The organism is Prolixibacter denitrificans, from assembly GCF_003014495.1.
GTDB lineage: Bacteria > Bacteroidota > Bacteroidia > Bacteroidales > Prolixibacteraceae > Prolixibacter > Prolixibacter denitrificans.
This window is the reverse complement of the sequence record NZ_PYGC01000004.1, coordinates 13,995-29,265: the sequence shown is the minus strand read 5'-3', so window position 1 is coordinate 29,265 and position 15,271 is coordinate 13,995. Positions and strand designations below refer to the sequence as shown.

The following is a 15,271-nucleotide window of genomic DNA, read 5'->3' as shown; positions in this document are numbered from 1 at the left end:
TTTATATCCATTTATTTCGTTTGATAGATCTGTTTTACATCCTTTAAGCAACCAACGAAAAAAGCCTACAATCACAATTAAAAGTTGACCAAGCATAAGCGTTGTTTTAAATTTTTATATTGTTTCTTAGGTGCTGACAAAATATATACTTAGGACTTCGCATTTAAAAGGTCCCACTTCGGTGGGGCTTTTTTGATTTGCCGGTTTTTGCTGTAAGTCGGCCCTTAGTAGAAGTCTTTTATGATTACTTTTCTTACATTCGAAAAACTGATTACTTTATGGAACTATGAAAGCACTTCTTTAATAGAGGTTGCTTTGTTTGCTTGGTCATTCACCAAACCCTCCATCAGATGTCTACAGTTAAGTCCAGTTCGCTTAACAGTTTTCCAAGCACTTCGAATGTAGAATTATTCTCTCCCTATTCGTACCTTGAAACATTGATCATATAAATCTCGATAGCTTTGGCACGTTGGCTTTGGGACAATCCTCTCCGGCTGCTGACTTGTTTTGGTTGGTCTTTGTGTTCCATATTGCTTACAAAGGTTAATGCGATTAATCGCAGGTTGCTATAGAATTTTTGCATGTTTTCAACAATATATCATATATAGTTATTGTTAATTAGATTTCATTTGTTTCGTCCGACTTCGAATCATAGCGTCTAATATAAGCATTATTGTCTACAATAAAACTTATTGACAATAGAGACTCTTGGAATCAAGTCCTGCTAAGCATTATAAAAGTAATAGAGTAGTATAATCTTAAACTCGACTGGAACATCATGCTATGTTTCCCTTTTCATGAATATGACACATTAAGCGTGGATGTCTACTCGGACACGAATAGAACCAACTGCTTTGGGTGTGGCGCCAATGGTGGTGTGATTGGTTATGTGCTGAGAAGTGAGAGCTACAGCAAACGCAAGCGTAGGCGATGGCAAGTCAATAAATGTTAACATCAGCGGAGCTATGTGGCGGTTGTCGGGGAACAGCAAAAAAGGGTACGGCTTTACCTATAACGGACTGAACCGCCTGACCATAGCCGATTATGGTACTTATTCAGGAAGCTGGGTCAATAACTCGGCCTACGATTTGAACCCGGTTGTATATGACAAAAACGGGAACATTAGCCGCCTAATCAGGAAGAATTCAACAGGTGGGACCCGGGAAAGCCTGACCTATACTTATTCGGGTTCGGATACAGGCAATCAACTCAGCAGCATTTCCGGTTATTACAATGAGAGCTATAAAAGTGGCACTTTCATCTATGACGGCAACGGAAACGCTACCAGTGACGGGCTGCGCGGTTTGACGGTCACTTACTTCGATGAGCTGAATCTGCCGAAGCAGTACTACCAGAATTCGACGAATAAGGTAGACTACAAGTATGATGACAGGGATAACAACGTGACCATAACCGGGGACGACCGGAACAGGAACATAATGAGGCTAAAGGAAACCCGATAGATTGAGAACATAGCTAATCTTGTTACCAAATGCTTAAATCGGACCGTTGGATTCTCAATCTTTTTAGGGAAGAAGTACCTTTGTCCCATCGTTTTGATGCGTTTTACGCGTATCTGAAAAAGACCTGCCATGAGCAAAACCTCCCGTTATCTCACCTCTGTTCTTTCCATTACACTGGGAATGCGCCTTTTCTCCATGTCCATTATCATTCCGTTTCTGTCGGTTTATGCATTGAACCTGAAAGGAGGAGCTCCATGGCTGACTGGTTATGCATTGGGAATTTTCGGGTTGACACAGGCGGTGTTGCAGATTCCGTTCGGTGCCCTGAGTGATCGCATTGGGTATAAAAAGGTGATGGTGGCTGGTTTGTTGATGCTCATTGCCGGATTGCTCATGGCTGCATATGCCCCCTCGGTTTACTGGCTCATTTTTGCAAGGGCGTTGCAGGGGAGTGGGGCTATTGTCACGGTAGGGTATTCCTGGATATCGTCGGTGGCAAGTGACGAAACCCGTGACAAGCAGTTGACCCGGCTGGGAGCCGTTCTGGGCACCTTCACCATGTTGTCCTATACCATCGGGCCGTTGATTCACATCTTCCTGAAGGTCGACCGGATGTTTATCTTTTCCGCTGGTTTGATGGTGATTTGCCTTTTCTGGGTATTATTAGGGACAAAACAGGTTGATCCGAATATGCGTCGGATACACCACCAAAAACGAAAAGGCAAAACGGTGTTCAACCGGAAAACGTTTATGCGGGGATTGTTACTGACAGTCAATAACCTGCTGATGATGGCTTTCTTTTTTATGTTGCCTATTTTACTGGAAGGAAAGCTCGAAACCAGTCAGATGTGGATGATCCTGACTCCGGCAATTTTGGTGGCCATGGCTTTTCTGACCCTCTTTTCACGATTGGCATCAAAAGGCAAAGCCAAGCCGGTGATGCTCTTCCTTTATCTGTTGGAGGGAATTGGATTCCTGTTGCTTTACGGGCAGACGTTTTCCGGCATCATCGCAGGAACGGTTCTACTCATGACCGGTTCCTTTTCTGTGTCGACCATCGTTCCTATGTTGCTGAATCGCGACATTGATAACGAACAGCGGGGAACTGGGAATGGCATCGTGGTGAGTTTGCAATATTTTGGTTCTTTTCTGGGAGCAGCGGTAACCGGTTCGCTTTGGAGTATATCTCCGAATATCGCCTTTCTGTTTACCGGGATTTTCTCTGTTCTTGGGGTGGTGCTGGTATTCACCTTTCCCCGAAAGTGAGGGAGGCTGTGGCCGGGATACTTCTTATGAAGATTTTCGCGCCACCGATTTATGCAAAAAAAGTCACTCGGCTGAGTGACTTTTTTAATCGACATGTATTTTTTTGAACGTTTAACGTGGTGATACCTCTAAAATCGTGAATGTTCCCGGTTTCATTTTCGGCCATCGCTCTCCTTTAGCCAACGGATAAAATTCAGCTGTCGGTAAGAAAATGTGGTGGTTTTTTTGATCCACACACATGGTTCGAGCTCCCCGTTGGGTGGGAACCGTTTCCAATACCTTGAAATGATTTCCGTCTTCGGCAACCACTGTAAGTGTTCCATCTCCGTTCGAACTGTATGCTCTGTGCAATCCTTCATCGAATGCGGCGCCGTCTGGTCCACTGCCAATGGGTAGTGTCTCTGCAACTTTTTCTGTTTTCAGGTCAAATACGGTCATGATATGATTATGGCAAACACTGAACAATTTTCCAGTAGCAAAATCGGCTGCCAGACCGCTGGGCTCTTCTCCGGGGGCAATCGACCAGCTTTTCTTCAGCTTTAAATCCTTCGCATCGATGCATGCTATCATCGATTTATCTTCGATGTTGACATAAACTTTTCCTTTTTTGTCGGTGACCGAAAACTCGGGTTTTCCGGGAAGTGGAATGGTTGCAACCACTTTATCAGTAGCAGCATCGATTACCGTGGAACTGGAGCTGCCTCCATTGAAGGTAAATACCTTGTTGCTGAATGGATCATACAAAATGGCATCGGGATTGGCGCCAGTGACTTTCACCTTTTTGATCACCTTTAACGTCTTTAAATCAAAGATTGCGACCATCGAATCCCTTCCGCTGGAGATAAATCCTTTGTTTAGATTCTCGGCCAAGGCAATGCCATGGACTCCGTCCAGATTTTCGATGGTACCCAAAACGTTACTGTTTTTGGGGTCAATGACTTGAACCATGTTACCGTGAGAAACATACAGATGTCCCTGTGAGTCGGCAGTCAGGTAGTCCCAGAAACTATTTCCGGGCACATGAATCCTTTTTACGATGCGATACTGACCGGCAGGTTGCGCATACGCTGAAATTCCTGCAAAGAGGAACATGATTAGAAATAGACGTCTCATATTATCGAATTTTTATTGTCCCGATATGGAAAGATTCGGTTTGACATGCAACGAAGCTTTATCCAAATCGGCTGATATTTTAATTGCTTCTTTTATAATTTCATCCGGATATTCGTTGATCTGAAGAATCCGGATAGCGTTTCTGTTTTTTAATTTTCCATCTTTTAGTTTGAAATCGAAATCAATGGATTGATGGTTGACAATTTCGCTGAAGTGAAATAGTTCATATTCGTCTTTCAGTAAATCGGCCAGTTCGATATCGTGGGTCGAAACAAAAACAATGTGGTTGTTCTGATTTAAAGAAGAAAGAATAGCCTTGCCCGCAGAAATCCGTTCGATGGTGTTGGTTCCTTTGAAAATCTCGTCCAGCAAATATATATTAGGAGTTTCGCTATGAGATTTATCTATCATCTCTTTAATCGTCAGCACTTCCTGAAAGTAATAACTCCGGTCATTCATCAGGTCATCGCTAATTCGAATGGCGGAAAAAACGCGCATTTTAGGTAGTGAGAATTGACGGGCAAAGCAGGTATTTATGGTTTGGGCGGTAATTGCATTGATTCCTATGGTACGAATAAAGGATGTTTTACCAGACATGTTAGAACCGGTCAGGAGAATCGACTTTCCGTTAATCTCAATGTTGTTGGTTACACATTCAGGAATAAGCGGATGATATACCTCCCGGGCCGATATTTTTTTGTCCGATCCGTGAACTTCCGGTTGGCAGTAATGTGTTAATCCATGCCTGAGCGAAGCCACAGAAATAAGTGTATCTGTCAAACCGATGAATGAGTATACTTCTTCTATCTGTTTCCTTTTGGTATCCAGTTGTTTTAGTACCCCGAACAATAACAACGGTTCCAATAAAAAAACGATTTTTATGATATCCACGAATGCCCAAAATATGGCTACTGCGTCTCCTCCCAAATTAGCCTCCAGTTTGAATAGTGACATCCGGTTTCTGACCTTATTGATATCTTTTATGGAAGAGGCCAGATTGGGATTCAGTTTTTTCAGCGAATGGTCTTTGAATAGCTCGCGTGCTACACTGTTCATAATAAGTAGTTGCGGAATAGGCGCCAGATAAGCATATAGATTTCGTTTATTCCGGTAATGCAGGGCAAAGTTGATGAGAATGATGAAAGACCAGAAAAACAGCATTTGTGGTAGGAAAGGAATTAACACGAGGGACAGCAAACTGGAGAACGATAATATCCTGATAAGAAAAAACCATTTGGGCGGTTGCAGGTGTTCATCCTGAAAAAGAGCAGGAATGTAATATGATTCCCTTTTGTCCAGTTTCTTCAGTTGCTTCTGTATGGCTACCCGATATGCCGGTTCGTTAATGAGACGCGTGAGCAATGCTTCGTGAGAGGCAACTTCCTGATGGTTTTCCGGGATGACCCGAAGTTTGTTGTAGAGATATTGCTGACCGACTTTTGATTGTGTCCGATCAAGAAACATGAACAGTTCTTCAAAATCCAAATCATCGCAGGTTTTATCTGATATTATCTGGAATGCGTCAGGATGCTGCTTCTTCCTGAAATACTTCCCGATAGAATCGAAATCAAAAGTTGCGTCTTTTAGTTTGCCGAACGATTGTTGCAGGTTTTCCTCTTCTTTTTTACGGTTAAATACCATTGGTCGTGGAGTAATGATTGATGGTTTGAATCATCTAAAAGTATTCCATCCCCAATGAATTGCAAAATATTCCACAAGGTAACATCAGCTAAAACGAAAAAATCCCGGGGCAGAACTACTACAAACTGCCGCCGGGATCGATATGAAATATATGAGCTAATAAAAGGGTCTAAATTGATTATTGCGCCTTAAAACCGGGGGGAGGCTGGTGAAAACTCTTTGGCAAAACATGAAGTGAATCCAGTTCATTCAGGTGTACCGAGGGTAACTTGCCTTTCTCCAGCTTTTCTTTTACCAGTTGCCCCACTTTCTGAGCTGCTTCTTTGCTTTGGAATGCTACTTTGCCCGAAAGACCAGGGTAATAGGTTTGCTCGATGAAAGGTTGCCCGTTGTGCTTAACGAGGTAACCCCACTCGTTATGGTAACGGACAACCTGTACAGCGAATCCTCTTTTCGCTCCATGCTTCTGCACTCCAATAAAAAACAGAATTCCTATTAACAGTCCAATTAGTATTTCAGAAATGATGACCGTTTTGCGTTTAGTCATATTCGTTATATGTATCATCGGGATGAATGCCCCACAAATCATCGAAATAGTAACTACTGCTGCGACCAGTAGTAATGTAACCTACATTACCGATTGCAAAGCCTACCGCTTCGGTGCGGCCACTTCCTTCAAAATCGTGTATCTGTTCCCAAAGGTCGGTAGAGGAATTGTATTCCCAGATATCGGTTCCGGCTACTCCCTGACCACCTGTGGCAACGAAACCACGGTCGCCAATGGCAAATGCTACACGGTTCGAACCGGTCATGGCGTAATCGTCGTCGAAGCTCTGGGCCGTTGCATCTGACAACCTGTTTTTTTCCGTCCAGGTATCGGTTGCCGGGTCATATTCCCAGAAGTCATCTTCGTAAATGCCGTTGTCGACACCGGTACCTACGTATGCTTTTCCGTTAATCACGAAAGCCACAGCATCCCGGCGTTTACTTCCACCTACACTGGTGACGTGTTTCCAGGTATCGGTTGTCGGATTGTAGGCATACATATCTTTTAGGTAGTTTCCGTCGTAACCGGTACCCAGATAGCCTAACGAATCGATGCCAAAACCAATGGCTCCGTAACGGGCTGTTCCCGGAAAATCAGCTTTCTGGGTCCAGGTGTTGGTTGACGGATCGTATTGGTAAAAGTCTTTCAGTTTTTCAATTCCATCATAACCGGTTCCAACATATCCTTTATCACCTACAGCAAATCCAACGGCTCCGTTTCGGCCTTCGCCCGGAAAATCGGCACATTGAATCCATGTATTCTTAACCGGGTCATACGCCCAAAAATCGGTCAGACGGTCGGTACCGTCGTAACCTGTTCCAACGTAACCCCGGTCGCCAATCGTAAAGCCAACCGCATCACTTCTTGAAACACCCTCGAAATCGGATAACTTCACTGAATTACCTATTAATTCACTATCACTGCTGCTTCCGCAGGAAACCAGTGTGCCTGAAGCAATCACTAAGAAGGCAAAATACCATACGAATTTTTTCTTACGCATCGGGGAAATCATTTTATCAGTTAATCATTCGAAGGCAAACATAGCCTTGTTGTGGCAGGGCTAAAAACAAAGTAGATGTACAGCCGGCCTTGCTCGACAAAAAGGTGAATTTGGTCGACAAAACGTCAAACACTGGTTTTGCGGGGATGAAGGAGGCTGTAATAGTAGAAAAATGGCCGTTTGTCTTCTGATTTTGTGTGTTCGTATATTATCGTTTTTCGAACGGTATTTATTCGGTTGCTTTGTTCGCGAGATTATCCTGAAGATTTGATATGCGAATGACTGAAAAAGGTAGGAAGAGAACCGGGATTCCCCGAAAATTTGAACATCTGATTTTTCGATGGCTGCTTCGTGCTGTGGTGGTTTCCGGCGTAAGCTGGATGATGACGGCCTGCAATGTGGGCTCGAACGAATTTACGATGGGTAGCGAATTTATCGATGGCGGTTCCACACTGACGATGATTGACACTTTTCAAATTAAGATGTCAACCGTATTAATTGATTCACTAAATACTTCCAATACCGGAACGGCACTGATTGGTCATTACGTGGACCCGAATCTGGGCACCGTAACGGCAACTTCCTATTTTGAGTTGGGAATTCCCACTTCATTCTCGGAAAGCAGCGACAACGTTTACGATTCGACCGTCGTGATTCTGCGGTACAACGGCTACTATTACGGCGACACAACCCGGTGGCAAACCATTACGGTTCATCCCATCGCCGAGCGTTTGAACGGCAATGAGTGGGACAACGGAATTTATAATAACCGAAACACTCCTTATTCTTCGGAAGTGCTTGGTAGTGTTCACTTTTTAAAAAGAACAGCAGTCAGTGATTCATTGGTCATTCCGATTCGTGATACGTTGGGTAAGGATTTCTTTACAAGAATGAACGAAGGCGACGACGATTATATGACTTCCAGTTCCAGTTTAGTCAATTACTTTCACGGCCTTGCCATTGTTCCTGATACAACGGAAAGCAATGTGGTTTATGGTTTCAAAGCCGATGCGACAAATCTGGTGATGCGGGTTTATTATCACCGGCCCAATGCTAATGGAGACGGACAGGACGATTATTACGCTGACTTTCCGTATACATCGGTCGATCCGGCCTATAACCGGATAGAGGATGATCGAAGCCAAACTTTGCTAAAGTCGTTGGTTACCCAGAAGGAAGACTTATCTTCCACCTCGACGGATGGCGAAACGTTTGTGCAGTGCGGAACCGGATTATTGACCAAAATGAGGTTTCCAAGCCTGAATGATATTCAGCTGATTAATAAACAGGGAGTTATCATGAAGGCCGAGTTGGAATTTAGTCCGGTAGCCAATACGTATGATCCCCAGGCTCTTCCGGATTCCCTCATTTTGATTGAGACGAACAAAATTAATGCACCGGTCAGCACGCTTACTTCGAGTGACGGAACAACTCTGCATCTTTCCCCTTCTTCGGATGAACTTTATAACGAAAACACCAAGTTCTCTGTCGATATCACCGACTATATTCAAAATGCATTCAGTGACGGTTTGTACAACACCGAAAACGGATTGCTGATTAGCTGGGGGACGACTCAGTACCTGAACCGACTCGATGGATTGGTTATTCAGGCCGACCAGAAGGCAGAAAACGGACCCAAACTGAAGATATATTACATGACTTTCTAACGACGATCGCAGGATGAAGCTGAAGAATCATATACTAATTTCTCTCATACTTACACTCTTTACTATTAGTGCAAACGGGCAAATCACCTCTTCGCCCTATTCCATGTTCGGGGCCGGTACCATTGAGGCTCCCGGATTTGGAACAAATCAGGCTATGGGCGGAGCGGGGATTGCCCTTCCTTCGGGAACTTTTTTGAACAGTCTAAACCCCGCTTCTTATTCCGGAATTGACAGTTTGTCGTTTTTGTACGAGTTTGGAGCGTTTATGAAGTATACCAATTATAATTCCTCCGGCTCGAACCAGGATCGGATCGATGGAAACTTCAATTATATTGCGTTTGGGTTTCGCGTAAATTCATGGTGGGCTTCATCGTTGGGAATTATTCCGTACAGCAGTGTCGGTTATACCATCGATACCCAGGGTACAATTGAGGGAACGAGAACTACCTACAACCGTAATTTTACCGGTAGCGGAGGAATTAATAAATTCTACATTGCCAATGCTTTTCATTTAACGAAGAATCTTTCCATTGGCGTGAATACCTCCTTTTTGTTTGGCTCGATTAACCAGGTGGAAACTGGAAGTGATAACTTGTCACTGTCAGATTATACCGTTACCACGAAAAAGTATATCCGGAATCTCTATGCTGACTTTGGTTTGCAATACGCCATCGAAAAAGGAAAAAACAGGTACAGCCTGGGATTGACCTACGGTCCGGAAGTGAATTTGGTTGCGTCTTATAATTTGACCCTGGTGTATAATAGCACAACTTATCCTTTGACTTACAGTACAGACCAGAAATATTTGATGCCCGGGCAGTACGGAGTTGGGCTGTCATTCCAGCGAGGTTACCGTTTTTCAGTAGCGTTGGATTATACCCTGAGTAAGTGGTCTTCGGCGTCGTTTAACAATTCGGATATTCGTACACAGGACAATTCCAGATATTCGCTTGGACTCGATTACACGCCTCGAACGAGTTTGATCGATCGGGGGTTCAAAAAGATGCATTACCGACTGGGCGGATTTTACACCGGCTCTTATATGATTATCGATAATCAACCCATCAATTCGATGGGAATGACGTTCGGAATTGGTATCCCGTTGAGGAACAATCGCAGTATGCTCAATATTTCGCTGGAAGGCGGACAAACGGGAACAACCAACAACAATCTCATCAGGGAGCGCTACATGAAAATTCACTTCAACTTTACCCTGAACGATGTTTGGTTCCAGAAACGGAAATACAACTAATCACAACCGGAACCGGTCGACTAGTTCGAAGAAAGAGTTTTTGTACTGGCTTCCTATCGGGATGCGTCTTCCGTTGATGAGAATGCGGTTATTTTCGATAGACTCAATTTGCGACAAATTGACAACAAACGATTTGTGAACGCGGGTAAACATATTCGAAGGCAATTTTTCTTCGAGGTTTTTCATCGTGCTTTTGGTCAGCAGCGGTTTGTTGCCGGTATGAATTTTCACGTAATCCTTCAACCCTTCGATATAGAAAATCGAGTTGAATTCCACTTTCACAGTGGCATATTCCACTTTGATCAGTAAGTAATCGGGCGTCCCGGTATTTTCTCTGTGAGGAGAGGGAGCTACACTAACTGCATCTTCCCGTTGCAGGTTATATAATCCATATACTTTGTTGACAGCTTTCAAAAAGCGATTGAATTCGATCGGCTTCAACAGGTAGTCAGCTGCATTTAGCTCAAACCCCTTAACGGCGTAATCGGGGTAGGCTGTGGTGAAAATAATGTAAGGCCGCTTTTCAATACTTTGCAGGAAATCGATACCACTCAGGTGCGGCATTTCAATGTCCAGAAAAATCAAGTCGATTTTTTGCTGCTGCATAATGTTCAGCGCATCGAAAGCATTGGTGCATTTGTCGATTAGATTCAGGTACGGAACCTTGTTGGCGTAGTCTTCAATAATATTCAGGGCCAGCGGTTCGTCGTCGATTGCCAAACAATTCATGTGCTAATGTTTTACTTTAACTTTCAGCTTAATTTTCCGGTTGCCGGAATATTTTAGCAGTGGGCGATGTTTCGTTTTTGTCGCAACGACTTAACTTTTGTTCAGGTCGAGTATCAGTTGTACTTCAAAAAGCCCGTCCTTTTTCTCCGTTTTCAGCATGTGTGCTTCCGGATACAAAATCTCGAGACGTCTTCGTGTGTTATTTAGTCCAATGCCTGAAGTCCCCTTATATCTTTCGTTGGGATGTTCGTTCACCACTTTATTTATGATGCGGAATTCGATGGAATCGTTGTGTATATCGAAGAAAATATGGATAAATGATTCGTGAATACCGTCGGCACCAAACTTGAAAGCGTTTTCGACAAAAGGTATAAATAGCAGTGGTTCAATTTGTTTGTTATTGACGATGCCTTGAATATTCATCTGAACATCGGTCAAATCAGTCAGCCTCAGTTTTTGCAATTCGATATAGTTCCGAATATGCTCCAGTTCATTTTTCAGCGAAATCTGGTGTTTTTCTGCGTCATACAGCATGTAGCGCAGTGTATCCGAAAGCTTGAGGATAGACTCAGCCGTCAGGTCCGATTTCCGGTAGGCCAGCGAATAAATGCTGTTCAGAGAATTGAACAGAAAATGCGGATTCACCTGTTGTTTCAACAATGACAATTCTGTTTTAGCCTGTGCCCGTTCCTGTTCCGCTTTGTGTTTCTCTTCTGTCGACCAAAACTCGAAAAAGCGAATACCGATGGCTGCCATGATGAACATCAACATGTTGTACAGGTCGAGATAGATGCCGCGCATTCTGGGACCGCCCGGAGGTTCCCTGTGTTCACCAAAGGTGATATCGGGTGAATGAAACGGCATTTGATGCAATCGATCTCCAAAGTTTGGCGGAGGCATCATATCCATCTTAATGGTGTAGGTGAGGGTCAGTATAATTCCCGTAATGATTACCAGAAAAGCCAAATAGAGAACGTATCGCTTTTTAAACAGGAAAAAAGGAATCAGAACCAGATAGTTCACATAAAAAATGATGAACACTGCGACCCACATCACCAGTTGAAGTGGTAAGTTGAAGCGAATAAAGTAGGTATTGAACAACATGTAGTTGAGCCCGAAGTAAAGGATCCATCCTAAAATGTGGTAGTAATACCTGAATCCGGATTGTTGTTTTGTTGCCATGGACAGGAATTTAAGTAAGCATTTCTTTTACCGGAAAAATTGTCATTCCCGTTCCCTTTTATTCGCTTTCTATGTTTTTGTTTTAAGTGTGATGTAGTTTCTGCAAAGATAATTCCTTCAACAGAATTCCTGCACTTATTCAGCTTAAATAGGCAGCTGGCCATTCTTTTTCGAAAAGAAATATATATCCAAGGTAAACTCCTTATAAAGCTTTCGTTAAAGCTGAGTCTGTCGATGGTAAAAAATGCAAGTAAGAAATCCAATTCCATACCTTTGCATCCTAATCTATTCTGTATGTCGAACTACGCAAAAATTCCTTTTCGGGTCGATCGTTGGCCTTTTTTCTATGGTTGGTTTATTGTTCTAATGGGAACATTGGGCATGCTGTTCAGCGTTCCGGGACAAACCATGGGCGTTTCTGTATTTACCGACCATTTGATTGGTGAACTCAAGGTATCCCGCGATCAACTCAGTTTGGCGTACATGTTTGGTACCATCGGCAGTTCACTGTTTCTTACCCTTGCGGGAAAATGGTACGACCGCTACGGAGTTCGGTTGGTGATGAGTGGCGCTACTATTATGCTGGCTTTGGCTTTGATAGTGGCATCTTTTTCTCCGGCAATCGTTTCGCTGGGAAAAGGACTTTCATTTTTACCGTTGTCCTATTTTGCTGTATTTATCATGAGCCTGCTCTTTTTCATGATTCGTTTCTCGGGACAGGGAGTGATGACGATGTCGTCGCGCAACATGATTATGAAATGGTTCGACCGAAAGCGTGGCTTGGCGAATGCATTGAGCAGCGCGTTTGTGAGCTTCGGTTTTTCCATGTCACCGCTGATTCTGGCATGGGGAATCGGTCGTTTCGAGTGGTATGGTACCTGGCGTTGGCTGGCAGTTCTGCTGGTGCTTTTTGCTGTTTTAGTGTTGGTTTTCTACCGTGATAATCCGGAAATCTGCGGGTTGGTTCCTGATGGAAAAAATCCACGACCGTTGACTGAAAAGGAGCAATTGCAGCAAAACCGGAAGCAATTCACGTTAAAGGAAGCGAGAAAAACCACCGCTTTCTGGGGCGTTGCTATTGCCACAACGTTTAATGGCTTTTTTGTTACAGGTTTGACTTTTCACATCTTATCCATCTTCCACACGGCAGGAATGGATGATACGAAAGCGCTGGGAATTTTCCTCCCGGCAACACTCATTTCAGTGATTGTTTCCATTGGTGGTAACTACATCAGCGATTTTATTCGCTTGAAATACCTGCTCTTAATTATGGCGCTGGGAGGAATTCTTTCCTCCATTGGATTGATTTTACTCGGAAATGGCTGGAGTTACTATGTTCTAATCGTTGGGAACGGAACGTTGAGTGGCATGTACAGCGTGCTTTCTGCAGTAGCATTTCCCCGTTATTTTGGGCGCAAACATCTTGGGGCGATTTCCGGTTTCAACATGTCGATGATTGTTTTCGGTAGCGCCATTGCTCCGCTTATCTTCAGTTTGAGTAAAACGCAAACCGGAAGTTATCATCATGCCGGAATGTTTTCTTTGACGGTTGCCGCATTGATATTCCTGCTGGCAACTCGCGTTCGCAATCCCCAAACAAATTAATAGTTGCCGACTACCTTGTTGCAGGAGGTCTGAGTCAATTTGTTACTCATGTCCTGATTTAAAGGTTGAATTTCAATATCTGTTGAAAAAAAACTGTCCTTTTGTTCCATTTTTGTGCGAATTTTATTGAACAAAAAACTTTTATATTTATTTAAGACATGAAACTCTTATATTGCGGCAAATTTTGAAACAGATCAGATCCGAAATAGATGAGCAGTCACCCGACTTTAAGGAAAAGGTCGGTGAGTATGAGAATGTGCTGAATGCCTACCGGGAAGCACTTCGTCGGACCGTTGAACGTGAGCACGAACCGGCGGTGAAAAAGCATCTGGACAGAGGCAAATTGCCGGCGCGTAAGCGCATCAGTTTGCTGATCGATCCACAGACTCCGTTTTTGGAGCTTTCGACGTTGGCGGCATACGATCAGTACAACAACCAGTTTCCGTCTGCGGGAATTGTTACCGGCATTGGTCGTATTCATGGTCGCGAAGTGGTGATTATTGCGAACGATGCGACGGTGAAGGGTGGCACCTATGTGCACGAAACACTGAAGAAGCACATCAGGGCACAGGAGATTGCCATGCAAAACAATTTGCCGTGTGTGTACCTGGTCGATTCGGGTGGAATTTTCTTGCCCGAGCAGGCGAGATTATTTCCCGACAGGTTCGATTTCGGTCGCATTTTCAACAATCAGGCCCGGATGTCAGCGGAAGGAATCCCGCAGATATCGGTTGTGATGGGCTCTTGTACGGCTGGTGGCGCTTATGTCCCGGCCATGAGTGATGAAACCATCATGGTGAAGAATCAGGGAACCATTTTTATTGGAGGACCTCCTTTGGTGAAAGCGGCTACCGGCGAAGATGTGGATGCGGAAGAACTAGGTGGCGCACTGGTGCACACCGGAATTTCGGGTGTGGCCGATCACCTGGCGGAGAATGATATTGACGCATTGAAAAAGTGCCGCAGTATCATCGAAACGTTGCCGTTGCCCGATAAGCAGGTATTGGACGTAACGCCTCCGGAAGCTCCCTTGTACAATGCTTCTGACCTGTATGGTCTGGCACCGGTTGATTTGAAAAAGCCAATCAGGATGCGTGAAATCATCGCCCGTCTGGTAGATGGCAGTAAGTTTCAGGAGTTCAAAGAGCGTTACGGAACCACTATTATTACCGGTTTTTCCAAAATAATGGGATTCCCGGTAGGGATTATTGCCAATAACGGATTTCTGACATCGGAGGCGTCTTTAAAAGCGGCTCATTTTATCGAATTATGCAACTTCCGGAAGATTCCGTTGTTGTTTTTGCAGAACATTACCGGCTTTATTGTCGGGAAAAAATACGAACAGGAGGGCATTGCCCGCAATGGTGCGAAACTGATTCATGCGGTGGCTACGGCTAATGTCCCTCGTTTTACGGTGATTATTGGTGGTTCATATGGTGCCGGCAATTATGCAATGGCGGGCCGGGCGTATGACCCGAATTTTCTGTTTATGTGGCCCAATGCCCGTATCGGGGTGATGGGAGGAGAGCAGGCTTCGCAGGTGCTACAGTCTATCGGCAAGAAAGGCGGAAAGAGCGGCGCACCTGATTTGGTCAGTCAGTTCGAAGAAGAGAGTCGGGCTTTGTATAGCACTTCCCGTTTGTGGGATGATGGCATAATCGAGCCAACCGAAACTCGCCAAGTGTTGGGACTGGCTATTTCTGTTTCACTAAACCGGAAGTTCGGTGAACCCAAAACCGGTATTTACCGTATGTAGGCTTAGTGCCGAATGGATTGATAAAAAGAGATGAACAGAGAAATCTGTAT

At 44.1% G+C, this 15,271-nt stretch carries 13 protein-coding genes; 7 read left to right on the top strand and 6 right to left on the bottom strand.

All coding sequences use genetic code 11. The annotated features are described in order from the left end of the window. Positions 1 to 778 precede the first annotated feature (778 nt). The 3 genes from CLV93_RS20655 to CLV93_RS09155 all read left to right on the top strand — a co-directional run bounded on the left by CLV93_RS20655 (position 779) and on the right by CLV93_RS09155 (position 2,729). A complete protein-coding gene (locus CLV93_RS20655; RefSeq protein WP_106541899.1) occupies positions 779 to 952 on the top strand; it encodes a CHC2 zinc finger domain-containing protein in 174 nt (57 codons plus the stop codon). After that, complete coding sequence (locus tag CLV93_RS09160) at positions 900 to 1,463, top strand: hypothetical protein (RefSeq protein WP_170108907.1); 564 nt, start codon at positions 900 to 902, stop codon at positions 1,461 to 1,463. Before CLV93_RS20655 ends, CLV93_RS09160 begins: the two co-directional genes overlap by 53 nt. Positions 1,464 to 1,592: 129 nt before the next feature. Further along, entirely contained in the window at positions 1,593 to 2,729 is a 1,137-nt protein-coding gene (locus CLV93_RS09155; RefSeq protein WP_106541897.1) for an MFS transporter, read from the top strand. 111 nt (positions 2,730 to 2,840) lie between these two features. Here the strand turns inward: CLV93_RS09155 and CLV93_RS09150 are convergent, their stop codons facing one another. The 4 genes from CLV93_RS09150 to CLV93_RS09135 all read right to left on the bottom strand — a co-directional run bounded on the left by CLV93_RS09150 (position 2,841) and on the right by CLV93_RS09135 (position 7,030). Further along, positions 2,841 to 3,842, bottom strand: coding sequence for a YncE family protein (locus tag CLV93_RS09150; protein WP_106541896.1), 1,002 nt, complete (start codon positions 3,840 to 3,842; stop codon positions 2,841 to 2,843). A gap of 12 nt (positions 3,843 to 3,854) precedes the next feature. Continuing rightward, complete coding sequence (locus CLV93_RS09145; protein WP_106541895.1) at positions 3,855 to 5,483, bottom strand: MutS-related protein; 1,629 nt, start codon at positions 5,481 to 5,483, stop codon at positions 3,855 to 3,857. Positions 5,484 to 5,661: 178 nt separating this feature from the next. Further along, positions 5,662 to 6,030 carry a DUF4907 domain-containing protein gene (locus CLV93_RS09140; RefSeq protein WP_170108911.1) on the bottom strand — a complete coding sequence of 123 codons (369 nt, stop codon included), beginning with the start codon at positions 6,028 to 6,030 and terminating at the stop codon, positions 5,662 to 5,664. Beyond that, positions 6,023 to 7,030, bottom strand: coding sequence for a Kelch repeat-containing protein (locus tag CLV93_RS09135; RefSeq protein WP_106541893.1), 1,008 nt, complete (start codon positions 7,028 to 7,030; stop codon positions 6,023 to 6,025). The genes CLV93_RS09140 and CLV93_RS09135 overlap by 8 nt, the downstream gene beginning before the upstream one ends. Positions 7,031 to 7,308: 278 nt before the next feature. Here CLV93_RS09135 and CLV93_RS09130 point away from each other — a divergent pair, with 278 nt between their 5' ends. Both CLV93_RS09130 and bamG read left to right on the top strand, forming a co-directional pair. Next, positions 7,309 to 8,697 carry a DUF4270 family protein gene (locus tag CLV93_RS09130; protein ID WP_170108910.1) on the top strand — a complete coding sequence of 463 codons (1,389 nt, stop codon included), beginning with the start codon at positions 7,309 to 7,311 and terminating at the stop codon, positions 8,695 to 8,697. Between the two features lie 13 nt (positions 8,698 to 8,710). Beyond that, positions 8,711 to 9,949 (top strand): BamG family beta-barrel-assembly machinery protein, encoded by a 1,239-nt coding sequence (bamG, locus tag CLV93_RS09125; RefSeq protein WP_146141990.1) that lies wholly within the window; start codon positions 8,711 to 8,713, stop codon positions 9,947 to 9,949. On the opposite strand, the gene CLV93_RS09120 is transcribed toward bamG, so the two are convergent. Both CLV93_RS09120 and CLV93_RS09115 read right to left on the bottom strand, forming a co-directional pair. Then, positions 9,950 to 10,678, bottom strand: a complete 729-nt coding sequence (locus CLV93_RS09120; protein ID WP_106541890.1) for a LytR/AlgR family response regulator transcription factor — start codon at positions 10,676 to 10,678, stop codon at positions 9,950 to 9,952. Positions 10,679 to 10,768: 90 nt separating this feature from the next. Continuing rightward, positions 10,769 to 11,860, bottom strand: a complete 1,092-nt coding sequence (locus tag CLV93_RS09115; protein WP_106541889.1) for a sensor histidine kinase — start codon at positions 11,858 to 11,860, stop codon at positions 10,769 to 10,771. A gap of 294 nt (positions 11,861 to 12,154) precedes the next feature. Between CLV93_RS09115 and CLV93_RS09110 the strand changes: the two genes are divergently transcribed. Beyond that, positions 12,155 to 13,465 carry an MFS transporter gene (locus tag CLV93_RS09110; protein ID WP_170108909.1) on the top strand — a complete coding sequence of 437 codons (1,311 nt, stop codon included), beginning with the start codon at positions 12,155 to 12,157 and terminating at the stop codon, positions 13,463 to 13,465. A 184-nt stretch (positions 13,466 to 13,649) separates the two neighbouring features. Next, on the top strand, positions 13,650 to 15,221 hold the full coding sequence (locus CLV93_RS09105) for a carboxyl transferase domain-containing protein (RefSeq protein ID WP_106542205.1): 1,572 nt from the start codon (positions 13,650 to 13,652) through the stop codon (positions 15,219 to 15,221). Positions 15,222 to 15,271: the final 50 nt, after the last annotated feature.

Coding starts and splice junctions, on each gene's coding strand:
- CLV93_RS09140 (WP_170108911.1), bottom strand. CDS start 6,030: ATGACTAAACGCAAAACGGTCATCATTTCTGAAATACTAATTGGACTG.
- CLV93_RS09120 (WP_106541890.1), bottom strand. CDS start 10,678: ATGAATTGTTTGGCAATCGACGACGAACCGCTGGCCCTGAATATTATT.
- CLV93_RS09150 (WP_106541896.1), bottom strand. CDS start 3,842: ATGAGACGTCTATTTCTAATCATGTTCCTCTTTGCAGGAATTTCAGCG.
- bamG (WP_146141990.1), top strand. CDS start 8,711: ATGAAGCTGAAGAATCATATACTAATTTCTCTCATACTTACACTCTTT.
- CLV93_RS09115 (WP_106541889.1), bottom strand. CDS start 11,860: ATGGCAACAAAACAACAATCCGGATTCAGGTATTACTACCACATTTTA.
- CLV93_RS09110 (WP_170108909.1), top strand. CDS start 12,155: ATGTCGAACTACGCAAAAATTCCTTTTCGGGTCGATCGTTGGCCTTTT.
- CLV93_RS09130 (WP_170108910.1), top strand. CDS start 7,309: ATGACTGAAAAAGGTAGGAAGAGAACCGGGATTCCCCGAAAATTTGAA.
- CLV93_RS20655 (WP_106541899.1), top strand. CDS start 779: ATGCTATGTTTCCCTTTTCATGAATATGACACATTAAGCGTGGATGTC.
- CLV93_RS09145 (WP_106541895.1), bottom strand. CDS start 5,483: ATGGTATTTAACCGTAAAAAAGAAGAGGAAAACCTGCAACAATCGTTC.
- CLV93_RS09155 (WP_106541897.1), top strand. CDS start 1,593: ATGAGCAAAACCTCCCGTTATCTCACCTCTGTTCTTTCCATTACACTG.
- CLV93_RS09135 (WP_106541893.1), bottom strand. CDS start 7,030: ATGCGTAAGAAAAAATTCGTATGGTATTTTGCCTTCTTAGTGATTGCT.